This window comes from Streptomyces apocyni, from assembly GCF_009739465.1.
In the GTDB taxonomy this organism is placed as follows: domain Bacteria; phylum Actinomycetota; class Actinomycetes; order Streptomycetales; family Streptomycetaceae; genus Streptomyces; species Streptomyces apocyni.
Genome location: NZ_WHOM01000065.1, coordinates 554,503 through 572,739 on the forward strand (window position 1 = coordinate 554,503; position 18,237 = coordinate 572,739).

Below are 18,237 nucleotides of genomic sequence, written 5' to 3' on the forward strand. Positions count from 1 at the left end.
GGGTGTCATCGGTCGAACGTGTCGTTAGAGGGCTTCTACTTCGTAGAAGCAGTAGTGGTCCTTGATCTGGGCCACCTCCGGCTTCGGGTCGGGATACGCCCACACCCGGTCCGCCGCTTCCGGTAGCGACCAGTAGGAGGCCGTTCCCTTGAAGGGGCAGTACGTGTGCGTCTCGGACGGGGTCAGGAGGTCGGTGCGTACGTCCTGGGGAGGCAGGTAGTAGCGCACGGGGTAGCCCGTCTCGTGGAGCAGCAGGGGGCGGGAGCTCTCCGCGACGATCTGGCCCTGGTGGGTGACCCGTACCGGGTCCGTGCCCTGCTCGATGGTGATCTTGTGTCCTGTGGTGGTCATACCTCCTACAGCAGACGCCCGGCGCGCGTTCTTCCCGCGCCTACCCTGTGGTCATGAATATCTGCGTCTTCCTCTCCGCGGCTGACCTCGACGAGCGCTACACCCGACCGGCCCGGGAATTCGCCGAACTCCTCGCCAAGGGAGGGCACACGCTGGTGTGGGGCGGCTCGGACGTCGGGCTGATGAAGGTCGTGGCCGACGGGGTAGAGGCGGCGGGCGGGGCGCTCGTCGGGGTGTCGGTGGACTTCCTCGCGGCGAAGACGCGCCCTGGAGTCGACCGCATGGTGATCGCCAGGGACCTCGCCGAGCGGAAGGCGCTGCTGCTGGAGAACGCCGACGCTGTCGTCGTCATGGTGGGCGGGACGGGCACGCTGGACGAGGCCACCGAGATCATGGAGCTGAAGAAGCACGGGAAGACCGACAAGCCGGTCGTGCTGCTCAATACGGCAGGGTTCTACGACGGGCTGAAGGAGCAGTTCCGGCGGATGGAGGACGAGGGCTTCCTGCCCCTTCCGCTCACGGAGTTGGTGTTCTTCGCCGAGGAGCCGGTGGCCGCGCTCGCCTATCTGGAGGAGTCGGTCGGAACCCAGTAGGGGGGTGTCATCATGTCGGTATGGCTACACATGTGATCACTGGGGCTGGTTCCGGCATCGGCGCGGCTGTTACCCGCCGTCTGCACGCGCGCGGGGACGAGCTGGTGCTGCTCGCGCGGGACGCGGGGCGGGCCAAGGAGCTCGCCGCCGAGTACCCCGGCGCCCGTACCCTCGTGGGGGACCTCGCGGACCCGGAGCGGCTGTCCTGGGCCTTCTCGCACCAGAGCCTCCCGGACCGGGTCGACTCCCTGCTGCATATCGCGGGTGTCGTCGACCTCGGGCCCGTCGGGGAGCTCACCCCTAAGGTCTGGCAGGCGCAGCTGAACGCGAACCTGGTGTCCCCGGCCGAGCTCACCCGGCACTTCCTGCCCCAACTGCGGCTCACACAGGGGCATGTGGTCTTCGTCAACTCGGGTGCCGGGCTCAACGCGCACGCCGACTGGTCCGCGTACGCCGCCTCCAAGCACGGACTCAGGGCGCTCGCCGACTCGCTGCGGCAGGAGGAGAAGCCGAACGGCGTTCGGGTCACCTCGGTCTATCCGGGGCGTACCGCGAGCCCGATGCAGGCCAAGGTCCACCAGCAGGAGGGCAAGGAGTACGAGCCGTCCCGCTGGATCGACCCGGAGTCCGTCGCGACCACGATCCTGATGGCGATCGACCTGCCGCACGACGCGGAGGTCAATGACCTCTCGGTGCGCCCCGGGCGGTGAGCACGGCTCCATCGAGGCTGGAGCGAGTGGCGTTCCGTACGCTTCCGGGGTGAGCGAAAAGAGCAAGTTCAGCTGGGGCCCCGCCACCGGGGTCGGTTCGATGCCCGGAGGCGACGCGCGGGAAGCCGCGAGAACCGTCGCCGGGACCTTTGAGACCCCGGAACAAGGCATGCCGTTTCTGCCGGAGCTGCCCGCGCGCGGGCCCGGCGCCGACATGATCGGACGGACCGCCGGGCTGCTGGTCGACGTGTACGCGCGCGTGGAGCCCAGCGGCTGGCGGATCGGGGACCGGCCGGGGATGGACACCCGGCGGGCCCGGTCGTGGCTGGGGGAGGACCTCGATGCCCTGGAGGAGTTCACCCAGGGGTACCGGGGGCCGCTGAAGGTGCAGGCCGTCGGGCCGTGGACGCTCGCCGCGGCGCTGGAGCGGAGGAACGGCGAGTCCGCGCTCGGCGACGCCGGGGCCTGCCGCGACCTCGCGGGCTCGCTCGCGGAGGGGCTCGCGGAGCATCTCGCGGAGGTACGGCGCCGGGTGCCGGGCGCCGAGGTGGTGCTCCAGCTCGACGAGCCGTCCCTGACGGCCGTGCTGCGCGGGCAGATCAAGACGGCCAGCGGGTACCGCACCCACCGGGCCGTGGACCGGCAGACCGTGGAGAGCGCGCTGCGCGATCTGGTGGCGGTGCACGACGGGCCGGTGGTCGTGCACTCCTGCGCCCCCGACGTGCCGTTCGCGCTGCTGCGCAGGGCCGGGGCCGCGGGGGTGTCCTTCGACGCCTCTCTCCTCACCGAGCGTGATGAGGAGACGATCGGCGAGGCCGTCGAGGCGGGGACTCAGCTGTTCGCGGGCGTCGTACCGTCCGCCGACGCCGCATTGTCAGACCCTGCCAGTAACGTCAGTGGTGTCAGGACGTTGTGGCGCAGGCTGGGGCTGGCTCCGGGGAGTCTCGCGGGGTCGGTCGTGGTCACACCGTCGTGCGGTCTCGCGGGGGCTTCACCCGCGTACGCCCGTGCGGCGCTCGCCCATTGCGTCCGGGCCGCGCGATCACTTGCGGACAACCCTGAGTAATCACGCGTGAGCTGTCCCGCGGCGGGACATCCCGGCGACGGGGCACCCCCGGCGACGGGACTATCGGGACTACGGGAGGACTGAGACGGTGGCCGGCGAAGAGCACGCACAGCACACAGTGGCGCCCTCGGAGGCGCGCGAGAAGCACGCGCAGCTCGCTGAGCAGATCGAGGAGCACCGCTTCCGGTACTACGTGAAGGACCAGCCGGTCATCAGCGACGGCGAGTTCGACAAGCTGCTGCGCTCCCTGGAGGCCCTGGAAGAGCAGTACACGGAGCTCAGGACGCCGGACTCGCCGACCCAGAAGGTCGCGGGCGCCTACGAGACCGAGTTCACCTCGGTCGAGCACCGCGAGCGCATGCTGTCCCTGGACAACGCTTTCGACGACGCCGAGCTGGCCACCTGGGCGGAGCGGGTCGCCAGGGACGTCGGCACACCCGACCACCACTTCCTGTGTGAACTGAAGATCGACGGACTCGCGGTCAACCTCACCTACGAGAACGGCCGCCTGACCCGCGCCGCCACCCGAGGCGACGGCCGCACCGGCGAGGACATCACCCCGAACGTCCGGACGATCTCGGACATCCCCGACCGCCTCAAGGGCGACCGCGTTCCCGCCCTCGTCGAGATCCGCGGCGAGGTCTTCTTCCCGATGGAGAGGTTCGAGGAGCTCAACGCCCGCCTGGTGGCGGGCGGTGACAAGCCGTTCGCCAACCCGCGCAACGCCGCGGCGGGCTCGCTGCGCCAGAAGGACCCACGCGTCACCGCGACGCGGCCGCTGCACATGGTCGTCCACGGCATCGGCGCCCGCGAGGGCTTCGACATCGACTGCCTGTCGCACGCCTACGAGCTGCTGCACGAGTGGGGCCTGCCCACCGCCCAGCACAACAAGGTGGTCGGCGACCTCCAGGGCGTACGGGACTTCATCGCGTACTTCGGCGACAACCGCCACTCCGTCGAGCACGAGATCGACGGCGTCGTCGTCAAGCTGGACGAGATCCCGCTCCAGGGGCGCCTCGGCTCGACCTCGCGCGCGCCGCGCTGGGCGATCGCCTGGAAGTACCCGCCCGAGGAGGTCAACACCAAGCTGGTGGACATCCGGGTCGGCGTCGGACGCACCGGCCGGGTGACGCCGTACGCGGTGGTGGAGCCGATCACCGTCGCGGGCTCCGAGGTCGAGTTCGCCACCCTGCACAACCAGGAAGTGGTCAAGGCCAAGGGCGTGTTCATCGGAGACACGGTGGTGCTGCGCAAGGCCGGGGATGTCATCCCCGAGATCCTCGGGCCGGTCGCTGACCTGCGGGACGGCAGCGAGCGGGAGTTCGTGATGCCCGCCGAGTGCCCCGAGTGCGCGACGCCGCTGAAGCCGGAAAGGGAAGGGGACATCGATCTGCGCTGCCCCAACTCCCGCTCCTGCCCCGCCCAGCTGCGGGAACGACTGTTCTACCTGGCGGGCCGTAAGTGTCTGGACATCGAGAACTTCGGCTATGTCGCGGCGACCGCCCTCACTCAGCCACTGGAGCCCGCCGAGCCGCCGCTGCGCGACGAGAGCGACCTGTTCGACCTGACCGTCGAGCAGCTGCTGCCCATCAAGTCGTATGTACTCGACCAGGACAGCGGACTGCCCAAGCGGGACCCGAAGACCGGTGAGGAGAAGATCGTCACCTTCTTCGCCAACCAGAAGGGCGAGCCCAAGGCCAACACGCTGGCGATGCTGGAGAACATCGCGGCGGCCAAGGAGCGCCCGCTCGCCCGGATCATCACGGGCCTGTCCATCCGCCACGTCGGACCGGTGGCCGCCGAGGCGCTGGCCCGCGAGTTCCGCTCCCTGGAGCGGATCGAGCAGGCGAGCGAGGAGGAACTGGCCGCGGTGGAGGGAGTCGGGGCGCGGATCGCCGCCTCGCTCAAGCAGTGGTTCGCGGAGGAGTGGCACCGGGAGATCCTGCGCAAGTGGCAGGCCGCGGGAGTGCGGCTTGAGGAGGAAGGCGCCGAGGACACCGGCCCGCGGCCGCTGGAGGGCCTTACGGTAGTTGTCACCGGCACCTTGCAGGGGCATACACGGGATGGCGCAAAAGAGGCGCTGCAGAGCCAGGGCGCGAAGGTGACAGGGTCAGTTTCCAAGAAGACGTCCTTCGTCGTGGTGGGGGACAACCCCGGGTCGAAGTACGACAAGGCGATGCAGGTGAAGGTTCCGGTCCTCAACGAAGAGGGCCTCACTGTCCTGCTGGAACAGGGTCCGGACGCCGCCCGTGAAGTGGCGCTGCCGACGGAGGATTCGACCGGCGAGTAGCGGTTGAAGGCCACCCGTTCAGCGCATACCAGATGCATACGGGTGGCCGGGTCGCATTCGGGCAACCGTGAACGACCGCCGCCCCTGGACGCCTTCTGCGGCCTACTGTTGAAGTGTGCGCCTGCCGTGCCTCATCGGGTGGTGGGTTCTCGGTCTCCGAGAGCGGAGGGAGTCCAGCCCTCGCAGGGCGGGGTTTACACGAGCTCCGCAGACTTCACGTACCGCAGCCTCTGCGGTAGACCGAAACGGCTGAAATGCCGCCCAAAGGGCGAACTCACCCTACCAGTAGGCGAGAAGATGCCGATGCAACCGACCGAGAGTGCCACGCAGGCCTCGCGGACGCACCGATTCCTCCCGGTCGCTGTCGTGGCCGGGGCCACTGCCTTGTTAGCGGTGGGACTCCTCCGCACGCTCTCCGACGGCCAGGCCTTATTCCCGGGATCGGCCGCTGGCTGGTCCCTCGCCGTGCTCACCGGCATCATCGTGGCCCACCTGGTCGCACTCGGCCGCGAGCGCTGGTGGGGCGGCACCGGCTCGGGCGCCGCCCTCAGCCTCGCCGTCCTGCTGCTCTACGGCTGGGTTCCGGCCGCGATGGTCAGCCTCACCGTGGTCGTTCTGGTCGGCGCGGTGCGCAGCGGCCGCAGACGCCAGAGCATGGTGCACGGCGCGGTCGACGTCCTGGGGATCGGCGCGGGCGCCCTGGTGCTCCACGCCTTCGGCAAGCACCCCTCGGCGGAACACCCCTGGGAACCAGAGAGCTGGAGCCTCTGGACCATCCCCGAGGTGGCTCTGGCGGCGGCCGCGTATCTCGTGGTGACCCGCCTGCTGGTGTGGTACGTCCACGCGCCGCGCCCCGTAGGGCTGCCGAACGTCGCCCGTCCGGCGCTGGTCAGGCAGGGCCTGGTGGGTGTGGCGCTGCTCGGCATCGCGCCACTGATCTGCGTGGTCGCCGTCGCGCTGCCGGTCCTGCTGCCGCTCTTCGCGGTCCCGTTGATCGCGCTCGACTCCACGCTGTGGATCGCCCGGGCCAGAGCCGAGGAGCAACTGCGCGACCCGCTCACCGGGCTGCCCAACCGGCAGTGGCTCCTGGACCGGACCTGGACCGCCCTGGACGACGCCGAGCGGGTCGGCGCGCGCTCCGCGCTCGTCCTGATCGATCTGGACCGCTTTCGCTCCGTCAACGACACGCTCGGACACCTCGCGGGCGACCGGCTGTTGCTGCAGATCGCTGACCGGCTGCGGCAGGCACTGCCGCGCGGGGCGGAGGCCGCGCGGCTCGGCGGCGACGAGTTCGCCGTACTCCTGCCGACCTGCGACTCCACGACCAGCGCGCAGCGGGTGGCACGCACGCTGGTCGCCGAGCTCAGTTCGCCGCTCGACCTGGACGGGCTGACCCTGGTGCTCGAAGCCAGCGCCGGGCTCGCCGTCTTCCCTGACCACGCCGTCGACGCGGAGGGGCTGCTGCGGCGGGCCGACGTGGCGATGTACCAGGCCAAGCGGGACCGTACGGGCGTGGAGGTCTACGAGTCCAAGCGGGACTCCAACACGCCTGACCGGCTGGGCCTGCTGGGCGACCTGCGCCGCGCCCTGGACGCCAACGAGGTCGAGCTGCACTACCAGCCCAAGGTCCGTTTCGACGGCCAGGTGGCCGGGCTTGAGGCGCTGGTGCGCTGGGTGCATCCGGAGCGGGGGAAGGTGCCGCCGGACGAGTTCATCGCGATCGCCGAGTCGTCGGGGCTGATGCCCCACCTGACCGAGTACGTGCTGGACACCGCGCTCGCCCAGGTCGCGCGCTGGCAGGCGCAGGACCTGAAGGTGCCGGTCGCCGTCAACGTCTCGCCACGGGACGTCCACACGCCGGGATTCGCCGGTTCGGTCGCCGCGCGGCTCGCCCGGCACGGGGTCCCGGCGGGCGCGCTGCAACTGGAGATAACGGAGCATGTGCTGCTGGAGGACCCACAGCGGGCCGCGGACACGATGGCGGGGCTCACCGGGCACGGCGTGAAGATGTCGCTCGACGACTTCGGGACCGGGTACTCCTCACTGGTGCACCTGCGGCGGCTTCCGGTGAGCGAACTCAAGATCGACCGGTCTTTCGTGGCGCGGCTCGCCGTCGACAACGAGGACGCGGAGATCGTCCGCTGCACGGTCGACCTGGCGCATTCCCTCGGCCTGCTGGTCGTCGCCGAGGGCGTCGAGGACGACGAGACCTGGGAGCGGCTGCGGGACCTTGGCTGCGACGCCGTGCAGGGATGGCTGGTCGCCGCGGCGATGCCGCCCGAGGAGACCACGGCGTGGCTACGGGCGCGGGGGTCGCGCGGGTGGCAGCGGCCCGCCGAACTGCTGGCGGCGGCGCGGGCCGCTGCGGCGGAGGCCGACGCGGGGGCCGCCGCCCCGCCGCAGGAGGCGGAGCGGCCGTCCGGCCAAGTTGTGAACTAGCCGCTCGGCTGCGCCGGGGCGCGTTCCGGAGAGGGGTGCCCCCTGCGGAGACGGGTGCGCCCTGTGGGGCGGGTGTGCCTGCGGCGCGTCGGCTGTGTGTGTCGTTGGTGGCCTCGGGCCGGTGGTGGGTGTGCCCGGCCTGCGGCCGGGCGTGGTTCCCACCCGCACCACCCGTGCGGGTTGCGTTGTCGGGTGCGGGTGGCCCTTGTGTGTGGGGGGCGCAGCGCCGTCGGCGACTGCGGCGTCCAGTGCCCTCGCTCCCGCGCCCCTGCATACGGGCGAGTGGGTGCGGAGACCCCGGCCGCAGGCCGGTGTCGGGACGCTCGGCGCGGTGGGGTCGGGCAGCTCGTGCCGCGGGATTGGCTCAGCCCTGGGAGCACGATCGGCGTCGCGCCGGTTAACCGTTTCACGGGCATGGGGCCTGGGCCCATAGGATTGGCCCCAACACCATCACAGTCACCCCGTGAGGATCCGCATGCCTGGCATCACGCGCGAGGAGGTCGCCCACCTCGCACGGCTGGCGCGTCTGGAGCTGAAGGGCGAAGAGCTCGACCACTTCGCCGGCCAGCTCGACGACATCATCGGCGCGGTCGCCCGCGTCTCCGAGGTCGCCGACCAAGACGTACCGCCGACCTCCCACCCGCTGCCGCTGACCAACGTCATGCGCGCGGACGAGGTCCGTCCGTCGCTCACCCCCGAGCAGGCGCTCTCCGGCGCCCCGGCCCAGGAGCAGCAGCGTTTCAAGGTGCCGCAGATCCTGGGGGAGGACTAATCACCATGACGGACATGACAGATATGACGGACAGCAAGTCCGAGATCATCCGGCTCACCGCGGCCGAGATCGCCGCGAAGATCGCTTCCGGCGAGCTCACCGCCGTCGAGGTCACCGAGGCCCACCTGGCCCGGATCGAGGCCGTCGACGAGAAGGTGCACGCGTTCCTGCACGTCGACCGTGAGGGCGCCCTCGCGCAGGCCCGCGCCGTCGACGAGAAGCGGGCCAGCGGCGAGAAGCTCGGCCCGCTGGCCGGAGTACCTCTCGCGCTCAAGGACATCTTCACCACCATGAACATGCCGACCACGGTCGGCTCGAAGATCCTCGAGGGCTGGGTCCCGCCGTACGACGCGACGCTGACCAAGAAGCTCAAGGACGCCGACGTCGTCATCCTCGGCAAGACCAACATGGACGAGTTCGCCATGGGGTCCAGCACCGAGAACAGCGCCTACGGGCCGACCGGCAACCCCTGGGACCTCACCCGCATCCCCGGCGGCTCCGGCGGCGGCTCCAGCGCGTCCCTCGCCTCCTTCGAGGCCCCGCTCGCCATCGGCACCGACACCGGCGGCTCCATCCGCCAGCCCGCCGCCGTCACCGGCACAGTCGGCGTCAAGCCGACCTACGGCGGCGTCTCCCGCTACGGCATGGTGGCGTTCAGCAGCAGCCTCGACCAGGGCGGCCCCTGCGCCCGTACGGTCCTGGACGCGGCCCTGCTGCACGAGGCGATCGCGGGCCACGACCCGATGGACTCCACCTCCATTGATGCCCCGGTCCCGCCGGTCGTCGAGGCGGCCCGTAACGGCTCGGTCCAGGGCATGCGCGTCGGCGTCGTCAAGCAGTTCCGCGGCGAGCACTACCAGGCCGGTGTGATGCAGCGCTTCGACGAGTCCGTCGAGCTGCTCAAGGAGCTGGGCGCCCAGATCGTCGAGCTGGACTGCCCGTCCTTCGACCTCGCCCTCTCCGCGTACTACCTGATCGCGCCCTCCGAGTGCTCGTCCAACCTGGCCCGCTTCGACGCCATGCGCTACGGCCTGCGGGTCGGCGACGACGGCAGCAAGTCCGCCGAGGACGTCACCGCGCTCACCCGTGAGGCCGGGTTCGGCGACGAGGTCAAGCGCCGCATCATCCTCGGCACGTACGCGCTCAGCTCCGGCTACTACGACGCGTACTACGGCAGCGCCCAGAAGGTCCGCACCCTGATCACCCAGGACTTCGAGAAGGCCTTCGAGCAGGTGGACGTGGTGGTCAGCCCGACCACGCCGACCACCGCCTTCCCGATCGGTGAGCGCGCGGACGACCCGATGGCGATGTACCTTGCCGACCTGTGCACCATCCCGACCAACCTGGCGGGCAACGCCGCCATGTCGCTGCCCTGCGGCCTCGCGCCGGAGGACGGCCTTCCGGTCGGTCTGCAGATCATCGCCCCCGCCATGAAGGACGACCGGCTGTACAGGGTCGGAGCTGCCGTCGAGGCGGCCTTCGTGGAAAAGTGGGGCCACCCGCTGCTAGAGGAGGCTCCGTCGCTGTGAGCACGCTGGCCAAGGCCAAGGGCTTCAAGAAGTCCAAGGCCGGTACGTATCTGTCCATCGGCACCACCGCGTTCGGCGCGATCAGCGTGATCAAGCGGGCCAAGAAGGCCCGCAATGAGCACGACACGCTCCAGCTGGTCGACGCCGTCGTCTCCGCCGCCGCCATCGCCACCGGCATCGCTCTGCTCTACCGCGAGCTGAAGCGCCTGGGCGACGACGACGTCCTGCTGGGCTGAGAGGGAAAGTTTCACCGTGACTGTCACGACTGACCTGGCGTCGTACGAGGACGCTCTGGCGACGTACGACCCCGTCATGGGCCTTGAGGTCCACGTCGAGCTCGGCACCAAGACGAAGATGTTCTGCGGCTGCTCCACCGAGCTCGGTGCCGACGCCAACTCGCAGACCTGCCCCGTCTGCCTCGGCCTGCCCGGCTCCCTCCCGGTCGTCAACGCGATCGGCGTCGAGTCCGCCGTCAAGATCGGCCTCGCGCTGCACTGCGAGATCGCCGAATGGTGCCGCTTCGCCCGGAAGAACTACTTCTATCCGGACATGCCGAAGAACTTCCAGACCTCGCAGTACGACGAGCCGATCGCCTTCAACGGCTATCTGGACGTCCAGCTGGAGGACGGCGAGGTCTTCCGCGTCGAGATCGAGCGCGCCCACATGGAGGAGGACACCGGCAAGTCGACCCACGTCGGTGGCGCGACCGGCCGTATCCACGGCGCCTCGCACTCCCTGCTGGACTACAACCGCGCCGGAATCCCGCTCATCGAGATCGTCACCAAGCCGATCGAGGGCGCGGGCCAGCGCGCACCCGAGGTCGCCAAGGCGTACGTCGCCGAGCTGCGCGAGCTGATCAAGGCGCTGGGCGTCTCCGAGGCCCGGATGGAGATGGGCCAGATGCGCTGCGACGTCAACCTGTCGCTGCGTCCGCACGGCACCGAGACCTTCGGTACGCGCAGCGAGACGAAGAACGTCAACTCGCTGCGCAGCGTCGAGCGCGCGGCCCGCTACGAGATCCAGCGGCACGCGGCCGTCCTGTCGTCGGGCGGCACCATCGTCCAGGAGACCCGGCACTTCCACGAGGAAGACGGTTCCACGACCGCGGGCCGGATCAAGGACAACGCCGAGGACTACCGCTACTTCCCGGAGCCGGACCTGGTCCCGGTGGCTCCCGCGCGCGAGTGGGTCGAGGAGCTCCGCAAGGGTCTCCCCGAGCTGCCGCGGGTGCGCCGCAACCGGCTGCGCGAGGAGTGGGGCGTCTCCGAGCACGACATGCAGTCGATCCTCAACGCGGGCGCGGTCGACCTGATCGCCGCCACCATCGAGGAGGGCGCGGACGCCGCGTCCGCCCGCAAGTGGTGGATGGGCGAGCTGGCCCGCAGCGCCAACGAGTCCGGCCGTGCGCTGGACGAGCTGGCGATCACCCCGTCCCAGGTCGCCCGGGTCACCGCGCTGGTCGCGGCGGGCGACCTGAACGACAAGCTGGCCCGCCAGGTCATCGACGGCGTACTCAAGGGTGAGGGTGACCCGGACACCGTCGTCGAGAAGCGCGGTCTGAAGGTCGTCTCCGACGAGGGCGCGCTCACCGCGGCCGTGGACGAGGCGATCGCGGCCAACGCGGCGATCGCGGACAAGATCCGTAGCGGCAAGGTCGCCGCGGCCGGTGCGCTGGTCGGCGCCGTCATGAAGGCCACCCGCGGCCAGGCGGACGCGGCCCGCGTCAAGGAACTCATCCTGCAGAAGCTGGGCGTCGAGGGCTGACGCCACGCGTCGTGTGAGCGAGGGCGGTGCACCGGATCAACCGGTGCACCGCCCTTCGCGCTGTGAAGAGAAACACGAAAAGGACAAATGATCTCTTCCTACTGTAAAAGTGGGCGAGGAACGGGTGCGAGCGTGCGTACGTCACGGGCTGTTTCCCGCCGCGGATAACGAACACAGGGAGCAACTGCGTGGCAGTCATCGCACGGTGGTGCGTACAGCACCGACTCGTCACCGTTCTTCTGTGGCTGCTCGCCCTGGGCGGCGTCAGCGCCGCCGCCCAGATCGCCGGGTCCGCGTACTCGAACGACTACAAGGTCCCCGGCACTGACTCGGGCCGCGCCACCGAACTGCTGAAGTCCGGCTTCCCCGACCTCGGTGGCGAAACCGGCACTATCGTCTGGCACACGGACCAGGGCACGGTGCGCGCCGTCGACGTCCAGCACACGATGGCCGAGACGCTGGACAAGGTCGCGGAACTGCCCGGCGTCGCCTCCGTCACCAGCCCGTACCACGCGGCGGGCGAGGCGCAGATCAGCCAGGACCGGCACACCGCCTACGCCGCCATCGCCTTCGACAAGCCCGCCAACGAGCTCGACGAGGCCCAGGTGGCGACCGTCGTCAAGACCGCCAAGGCCGCCGAGGCCGATGGCCTGCAGGTGGAACTCGGCGGCACGGCCATAGGGGTCACCGAGGCGCCGGGCGGGCATATCGCGGAGGCCGTCGGAGTCGCCGTCGCCGCCGTTGTCCTCTTCCTCGCGTTCGGCTCGTTCGCCGCCAGTATGCTGCCGATCGCCACCGCGCTGGTCAGCGTCGGTACGGCGTACGCGGGCACCGTACTGCTCGGCCATCTGATGACGGTCGCCGACTTCGCCCCGATGCTCGGCATGCTCGTCGGCCTCGGCGTCGGTATCGACTACGCGCTGTTCATCGTGACCCGGCACCGACGTGGCCTCAAACGCGGCCTTCCGGTGCGCGAGGCGGCCGAGAACGCGGTCGCCACCACCGGGCGCGCGGTCGTCTTCGCGGGCGCCACCGTGTGTATCGCGCTCCTGGGGATGCTGATCCTGCGGCTGAACTTCCTCAACGGCGTGGCGATCGCCGCCTCGCTCACCGTCCTCCTCACCGTCGCGGCGTCGGTGACGCTGCTGCCCGCCCTGCTCTCCTTCATCGGACCCCGGGCGCTGTCCCGGCGTGAGCGCCGACGGCTCGACGAGCACGGCCCGCAGCCCGAGCTTCCCACCGGCTTCGCCGCCCGCTGGTCGGCGTTCGTGGAGCGCCGCCCCAAGGCGCTGGGCGCGCTCGCGCTGCTGCTGATGGCCGCGCTCGCGCTGCCCACGCTCTCGCTCCGGCTCGGCACATCCGACCAGGGCAACAACCCCACGAGCGCCACCACCCGGCAGGCCTACGACCTGCTCGCCGAGGGCTTCGGCACCGGCGTGAACGGGCCGCTGACCGTCGTCGGCGAGGTTCACGGCCCGCAGGGCACGGTCGCTCTCGACCGGCTCGGTGACACGCTGCGGGACACGGATGGCGTCGCATCGGTCACCCCGGTGACGTACGCCCCGAACGGCGAGATCGGCTTCCTGACCGTCGTCCCCGATTCGGCTCCGCAGTCGAAGGCCACCAGCGACCTGGTCAGCCAGTTGCGCGACGAGGTGCTGCCGGGGGCCGGAGCGTCGGTCGACACGTACGTCGGGGGGATCACCGCGAGCTACGACGACTTCGCCGAGGTCATCATCGGGAAGCTGCCTCTCTTCGTGGGGGTCGTGATCGGCCTCGGAAGCCTGCTCCTGCTGCTCGCGTTCCGGTCCATCGGCATCCCGCTCAAGGCCGCCGCGATGAACGTCGCCGCGGTCGCCGCGTCGTTCGGCGTGGTGGTCGCGATCTTCCAGTGGGGCTGGGGGAGTGAGCTGCTCGGCCTCGGGCGGGCTGGGCCGATCGAGCCGTTCCTGCCGGTCATCATGGTGTCCGTACTCTTCGGGCTCTCGATGGACTACCAGGTCTTCCTGGTCAGCCGGATGTACGAGGAGTGGCTGGAGACCGGCGACAACCGGCGGGCGGTACGCGTCGGCCTCGCCGAGACCAGCCGGGTGATCAACTCGGCGGCCGTGATCATGATTTCGGTCTTCCTGGCGTTCGTGCTGAGCGGTGACCGGGTGATCGCCATGTTCGGCATCGCGCTGGCGGCGGCAGTCGCGCTGGACGCGTTCGTGCTGCGGACGTTGCTGGTGCCCGCGCTGATGCACATGCTCGGCGGCGCGAACTGGTGGCTGCCGAAGTGGCTGGACCGGTGGCTGCCGAGGATCAGTATCGAGCCGCCCGACCTCCGTACGCCGGTGCTTCCCGGGCAGCGGGAGGGCGAGGAGCCGGAGCGGGTCGAGGTGGGCGCGTCCCGCTAGTGGCCTGGGGCGTTAAGGCCTCTCTCAGACGGGAGGCCTGGTGTGAAGGAAGCTCTCAGGCGGGGCACCTAGCGTGCGCCGTATGACGACTGCGACGAACCAGGACAAAGCCGCTAGCGCGGACGGGAACGCCACCGAGGCTGAGGCCGAGAACGAGCCCGGGCACGCTACTGACACCGACACCGACACCGACACCGACCACGCGAGCGAGGCGGAAGCCCCGCTCGACGACACCGCCGACAGCGACAGCGACGACGCCGACGACGCCGACGACGCCGAGCTTTCAGCCGTGGTCGGCGACAAGCCCCGTACGGGAGTCGGCCAGGGCGCGGCCGCGATCGTCTCCGTAGGACTCGCGGTCGTGGCGATGACCGGCAGCTGGGTCGGCACGGTCGCCGCCGCCCGCTCCACGCTGATCGGCCAGTTGGAGACCCAGCAGAGCGCCAGCGTCGCCCAGCAGATCCAGGCCATGTACGGCGACTCCTGGCAGCTCACCGCCCTGATCGGCGGCGCCTTCGCGCTGGCCGCGCTGGTGGTGGGAGCCGTGGTGCTGGCCAGGCCCGCGTTCGGCACCTCCGGGCGAGTTCAGGCTCCTTGGGTCACGTCCGTCGCCTGGGCCGGGGTGGTACTCGGCGTGCTGGGATTGCTGCTGGCCATCGCCAAGTACGCGGGTCTGATCCTCGGCCTGCCATCCGCCTAAGGCGGATGGCGGTTTGGCGGCCGGGGCCTTAGGCCGCCCCAGGACCGTCCTAGGACTCCTCCTAGGGCGGCCTAAGGCCCTGGTCCCGTCAGAGATGCGGCGATCTCCCGATGTGGCGGTACCCCCTGGGAGGCGAAAGTGGAGACATCGCAGAGAGCGATACGACAACCCACCGGGGGAGACCAAGATGTACACGTACGCGCTGCACCAGATCCGCCAGGCCGACCTGCGCCGCGAGGCCGACGCCCACCGCCTGGCCGCCCAGGCCCGCACCGGTCGCGACATCGCCGAGCAAGAACCCGAAGGGCAGGTGAGAGCGCGGTCCTGGCGGTCACGCTTCGCCCGCGCCGCGTGAGCCGGGCCCAGGCGGGCCAGGACACGGCGACCCCCTGGCCCGCCATCCCACCGCCCGCCCGCTCACTGTCCGCCATCCCACCGTCCGCCATCCCCGCGCCCGCAGGTCCACGACCTGCGGGCGCGCGGGTTTCCGGCAGGCGCCCGAGGTGCTCGGGAGCGCCGAAAACGAGTGCCGCGCTGTCAGACCCCTGTGCGATGCTCAACGCTGTGGAAAACAGGTCCCTCAGCCCCGTGTTCGTCGGCCGCACAAGTGAGCTGGCCACCCTGAACGATGCGCTCGCCCGCGCCGCCGCGGGCGAGCCGCAGGCGTTGCTGGTGGGAGGTGAGGCCGGGGTCGGCAAGACCCGGCTCATCGAGGAGTTCTCCGCCGGGGCCTGCCGGGAGGACGCCGTCGTGGCGCTCGGCGGCTGCGTCGAAATAGGCGCCGAGGGGCTGCCGTTCGCTCCCTTCTCCACCGCGCTGCGTTCCCTGCTCAGACAGTTGCCCGACGAACTGGCCGCCGCCGCCGACGGCCAGGAGGAGGAACTGGCCAGGCTGCTGCCCGAGATCGGCGAAGTGAGCCGGGGGCCGTACGCCAGGTCGGGCCCCAGTGACGAGGAGGGCACCGCCCGCCTCTTCGAGCTGACCGCCCGCCTCCTGGAGCGGATCGCCGCGCGGCGCACCGTCGTTCTTGTCATCGAGGACCTGCACTGGGCCGACGCCTCGACCCGCCATCTACTCTCGTACCTGTTCCGCACCCTGCACCGTGGCCGTCTCGTCGTCATCGCCACCTACCGCGCGGACGACATCCACCGCCGCCATCCGCTGCGCCCCCTGCTCGCGGAGCTGGACCGGCTGCGCACCGTCCGGCGGATCGAGCTGGCCCGCTTCACCCCGCTGGAAGTCCGCCGCCAGTTGGCCGGAATCCTGGCGGCCGAGCCGGACCAATCCCTGGTGGACCAGGTCTTCCAGCGCTCCGACGGCAACGCCTTCTTCGTGGAGGAACTGGCCGCCGCCCAGGACGAGGGCTGCACCACAGGCCTGCCCGACACTCTCCGCGACCTCCTTCTCGTCCGGGTCGAGGCACTGCCCGAGCACACCCAGCGCATCGCCCGGCTCGTCGCCGAAGGCGGCTCCACGGTCGAGTACGCACTCCTGGCCGCCGTCGCGGGCCTCACCGAGGACACCCTGATCGAGGCCCTACGGTCGGCGGTTGGCGCCAACATCCTGCTGGCCAGCGACGACGGCGACGGCTACCGCTTCCGGCACTCCCTGGTCCGCGAGGCCGTCAGCGACGACCTGCTGCCCGGCGAGCGCTCCCGGCTCAACCGCCGCTACGCCGAGGCCCTGGAAGAGGACCCCTCGCTGGTCCGCGCCGATCAGCGTGCCCCGCGCCTGGCCAGCTACTGGTACCACGCCCACGACGCGGCCAAGGCCCTGCCCGCCGTGCTGCGCGCCTCCGTCGAGGCCAGGCGCCGCCACGCGCACTCCGAGCAACTACGGATGCTGGAGCGCGCGATGGAGCTGTGGGAGGACGTGCCGCAGGAGGTACGGGACGCCCTGCGCCCCGTGGACTACGCCGAGGCGTACCCGCCCTGCGGCTGCGACCCCGAGACCACCCCGCTCGGCTACCTGGACCTGATGGCCGAAGCGACCGTCGCGGGGCGGCTCTGCGGCGAGCGGGAGCGCGCCCTGAAGATCACCAAGCAGGCCCTGCGGCTGCTGGACGACGCGAGCGACCCGTTGCGGTCGGCGTGGTTCTGGGTGCAGCGTTCCTGGCTGTGCTCCGCCCTGGGCCGCAGCGACGGCTGGCAGGAGATCGCCGCCGCGCAGGAGTTGGTGCGTGGCCTGCCGCCGTCCGAAGTGCACGCCGAAGTGCTGTCCGTCGCCGCCGCCTGGGGCATGCTGCATGAACCCGGAGCGGAGAGCCTGGAGGCGGCCGAGCGTGCCGTCGAGTACGCGCGCATGCTGGGTGCCGAGCGCATCGAACTGCACGCGCGGCTCACCTACGGCGGCATCCTGGTGGACGCTGGCGACATCGACACCGGACTCGCCGAGATGTACGACGTCAAGAAGCGCGTGGTCGAGCAGGGCCTGGCCTCGCAGACCGGCCGCAGCTACATCAACCTCACATCCGAGCTGGAAGGCGTCGGGCGTTCGAGCGAAGCGGTCGAGATAGCCACCGAGGGCACCGAACGCTGCCGCGCGTACCGAGGGCTGGACGCCAAGGCCTGGCTCCTGGCCAACAAGGCCGAGTCACTCCTGTCTCTCGGCCGGTTCCAGGAGTCCGCCAAGGCCGCGCTGTGGGCCCGTCGCAAGTCGACCAGCCGTCACCCACGGGGCACGGCGTCCCGGCTGCTCGCGAGCCTGGCGCTGGCCCGGGGAGACGTGGCCACGGCGGCAACGGAACTCGAGGCGGCCCGCGAGCACTTCGGCAGCCATGACCCCGTACCGCAGGACGTCATTCCGCTGGCCCGCCTGGAGATGTCCATCGCCGCAGCCGGGGGCCGGTTTCAGGATGTCCGGGACGGCCTGGCCAAGGCAGCCCAGCACGGCCTTCCCGCAGGCGCGCGGCGCTATGTCTGGCCGCTGCTCCTGGTCGCCGCCCAGGCGGAGGCCGCCGCCCGTGGGCTGCCCGCGGCCGAGCCCGGCCGCGGCGAGGCCATCGCACGTATCCGGGCCGTCGCCAAGCCCGTGGCGACCCTGGTGCCCGTCTGGAAGGGATACGAGCGCTGGGTCCGCGCCGAACTCCTGCGCGCCGAGGGACGCGACACGGTCGCCGACTGGGACGAGACACTCGACACCTTCCAGCCCCTGGAGCGCCCCTACGACCTGGCCCAGGTACAGCACCGCCTCGCCGAAGCCCTGCTCTCGGCCGCCCCGGACGACGCCGCACGCCGCAGGGCCGCCGGGCTGCTCGGCCAGGCCCGCGAGGTGGCGGAGCGGCTCGGCGCCCGACCGCTCGCCGAGGACATCACCCAGCTCAGCCAGCGCGCCCGGCTCACCCTGTCCGGACCGGCGCCGTCGGTGCCCGCCCCCGCCCAGGCCCCCGACGACCCGGCCCAGTCGCTTGGCCTCACCAGCCGGGAGCGGGACGTGCTCAGCCTCGTCGCGGTCGGCCGCAGCAACCGCCAGATCGCCGAGGAACTCTTCATCTCCCCGAAGACGGCGAGCGTCCACGTCTCCAACATCCTCGCCAAGCTGGGCGTCTCCGGCCGAGGCGAGGCAGCGGCCCTGGCCCACCGCCTACGGCTGTTCCCCGCCGAGCCGCAGCGCGCAGGGGCCTGA

The 18,237-nt window shown here is 70.8% G+C and carries 14 protein-coding genes; 13 read left to right on the plus strand and 1 reads right to left on the minus strand.

What is annotated here, in order from left to right; all coding sequences use genetic code 11:
• Positions 1–24: 24 nt before the first annotated feature.
• Positions 25–351, minus strand: coding sequence for a DUF427 domain-containing protein (locus GCN81_RS21465; RefSeq protein ID WP_156726234.1), 327 nt, complete (start codon positions 349–351; stop codon positions 25–27).
• 53 nt (positions 352–404) lie between these two features.
• Here GCN81_RS21465 and GCN81_RS21470 point away from each other — a divergent pair, with 53 nt between their 5' ends.
• From GCN81_RS21470 to GCN81_RS21525, 13 genes are all read left to right on the plus strand, one after another.
• A complete protein-coding gene (locus tag GCN81_RS21470; RefSeq protein ID WP_156726235.1) occupies positions 405–944 on the plus strand; it encodes an LOG family protein in 540 nt (179 codons plus the stop codon).
• A gap of 20 nt (positions 945–964) precedes the next feature.
• A complete protein-coding gene (locus GCN81_RS21475) occupies positions 965–1,654 on the plus strand; it encodes an SDR family oxidoreductase (RefSeq protein WP_156726236.1) in 690 nt (229 codons plus the stop codon).
• 49 nt (positions 1,655–1,703) lie between these two features.
• On the plus strand, positions 1,704–2,720 hold the full coding sequence (locus GCN81_RS21480; RefSeq protein WP_156726237.1) for a methionine synthase: 1,017 nt from the start codon (positions 1,704–1,706) through the stop codon (positions 2,718–2,720).
• Between the two features lie 88 nt (positions 2,721–2,808).
• Entirely contained in the window at positions 2,809–5,010 is a 2,202-nt protein-coding gene (ligA, locus tag GCN81_RS21485; RefSeq protein WP_156726238.1) for an NAD-dependent DNA ligase LigA, read from the plus strand.
• 303 nt (positions 5,011–5,313) lie between these two features.
• On the plus strand, positions 5,314–7,449 hold the full coding sequence (locus tag GCN81_RS21490; protein ID WP_156726239.1) for a putative bifunctional diguanylate cyclase/phosphodiesterase: 2,136 nt from the start codon (positions 5,314–5,316) through the stop codon (positions 7,447–7,449).
• Positions 7,450–7,924: 475 nt separating this feature from the next.
• Positions 7,925–8,221, plus strand: a complete 297-nt coding sequence (gene gatC, locus GCN81_RS21495) for an Asp-tRNA(Asn)/Glu-tRNA(Gln) amidotransferase subunit GatC (protein ID WP_015036350.1) — start codon at positions 7,925–7,927, stop codon at positions 8,219–8,221.
• Between the two features lie 23 nt (positions 8,222–8,244).
• Positions 8,245–9,750, plus strand: a complete 1,506-nt coding sequence (gene gatA, locus GCN81_RS21500) for an Asp-tRNA(Asn)/Glu-tRNA(Gln) amidotransferase subunit GatA (RefSeq protein ID WP_156726322.1) — start codon at positions 8,245–8,247, stop codon at positions 9,748–9,750.
• The gene (locus GCN81_RS21505) at positions 9,747–9,986 is read left to right on the plus strand and encodes a hypothetical protein (protein ID WP_156726240.1); all 240 of its coding nucleotides are present in this window, start codon (positions 9,747–9,749) and stop codon (positions 9,984–9,986) included. Before gatA ends, GCN81_RS21505 begins: the two co-directional genes overlap by 4 nt.
• A 16-nt stretch (positions 9,987–10,002) precedes the next feature.
• On the plus strand, positions 10,003–11,514 hold the full coding sequence (gene gatB, locus GCN81_RS21510; protein ID WP_156726241.1) for an Asp-tRNA(Asn)/Glu-tRNA(Gln) amidotransferase subunit GatB: 1,512 nt from the start codon (positions 10,003–10,005) through the stop codon (positions 11,512–11,514).
• A gap of 188 nt (positions 11,515–11,702) precedes the next feature.
• Positions 11,703–13,913 (plus strand): MMPL family transporter, encoded by a 2,211-nt coding sequence (locus GCN81_RS21515; protein WP_156726242.1) that lies wholly within the window; start codon positions 11,703–11,705, stop codon positions 13,911–13,913.
• An 82-nt stretch (positions 13,914–13,995) separates the two neighbouring features.
• Complete coding sequence (locus GCN81_RS21520) at positions 13,996–14,613, plus strand: hypothetical protein (protein WP_156726243.1); 618 nt, start codon at positions 13,996–13,998, stop codon at positions 14,611–14,613.
• 187 nt (positions 14,614–14,800) lie between these two features.
• On the plus strand, positions 14,801–14,968 hold the full coding sequence (locus GCN81_RS31980; protein WP_197287729.1) for a hypothetical protein: 168 nt from the start codon (positions 14,801–14,803) through the stop codon (positions 14,966–14,968).
• A 197-nt stretch (positions 14,969–15,165) separates the two neighbouring features.
• Complete coding sequence (locus tag GCN81_RS21525; protein ID WP_156726244.1) at positions 15,166–18,237, plus strand: helix-turn-helix transcriptional regulator; 3,072 nt, start codon at positions 15,166–15,168, stop codon at positions 18,235–18,237.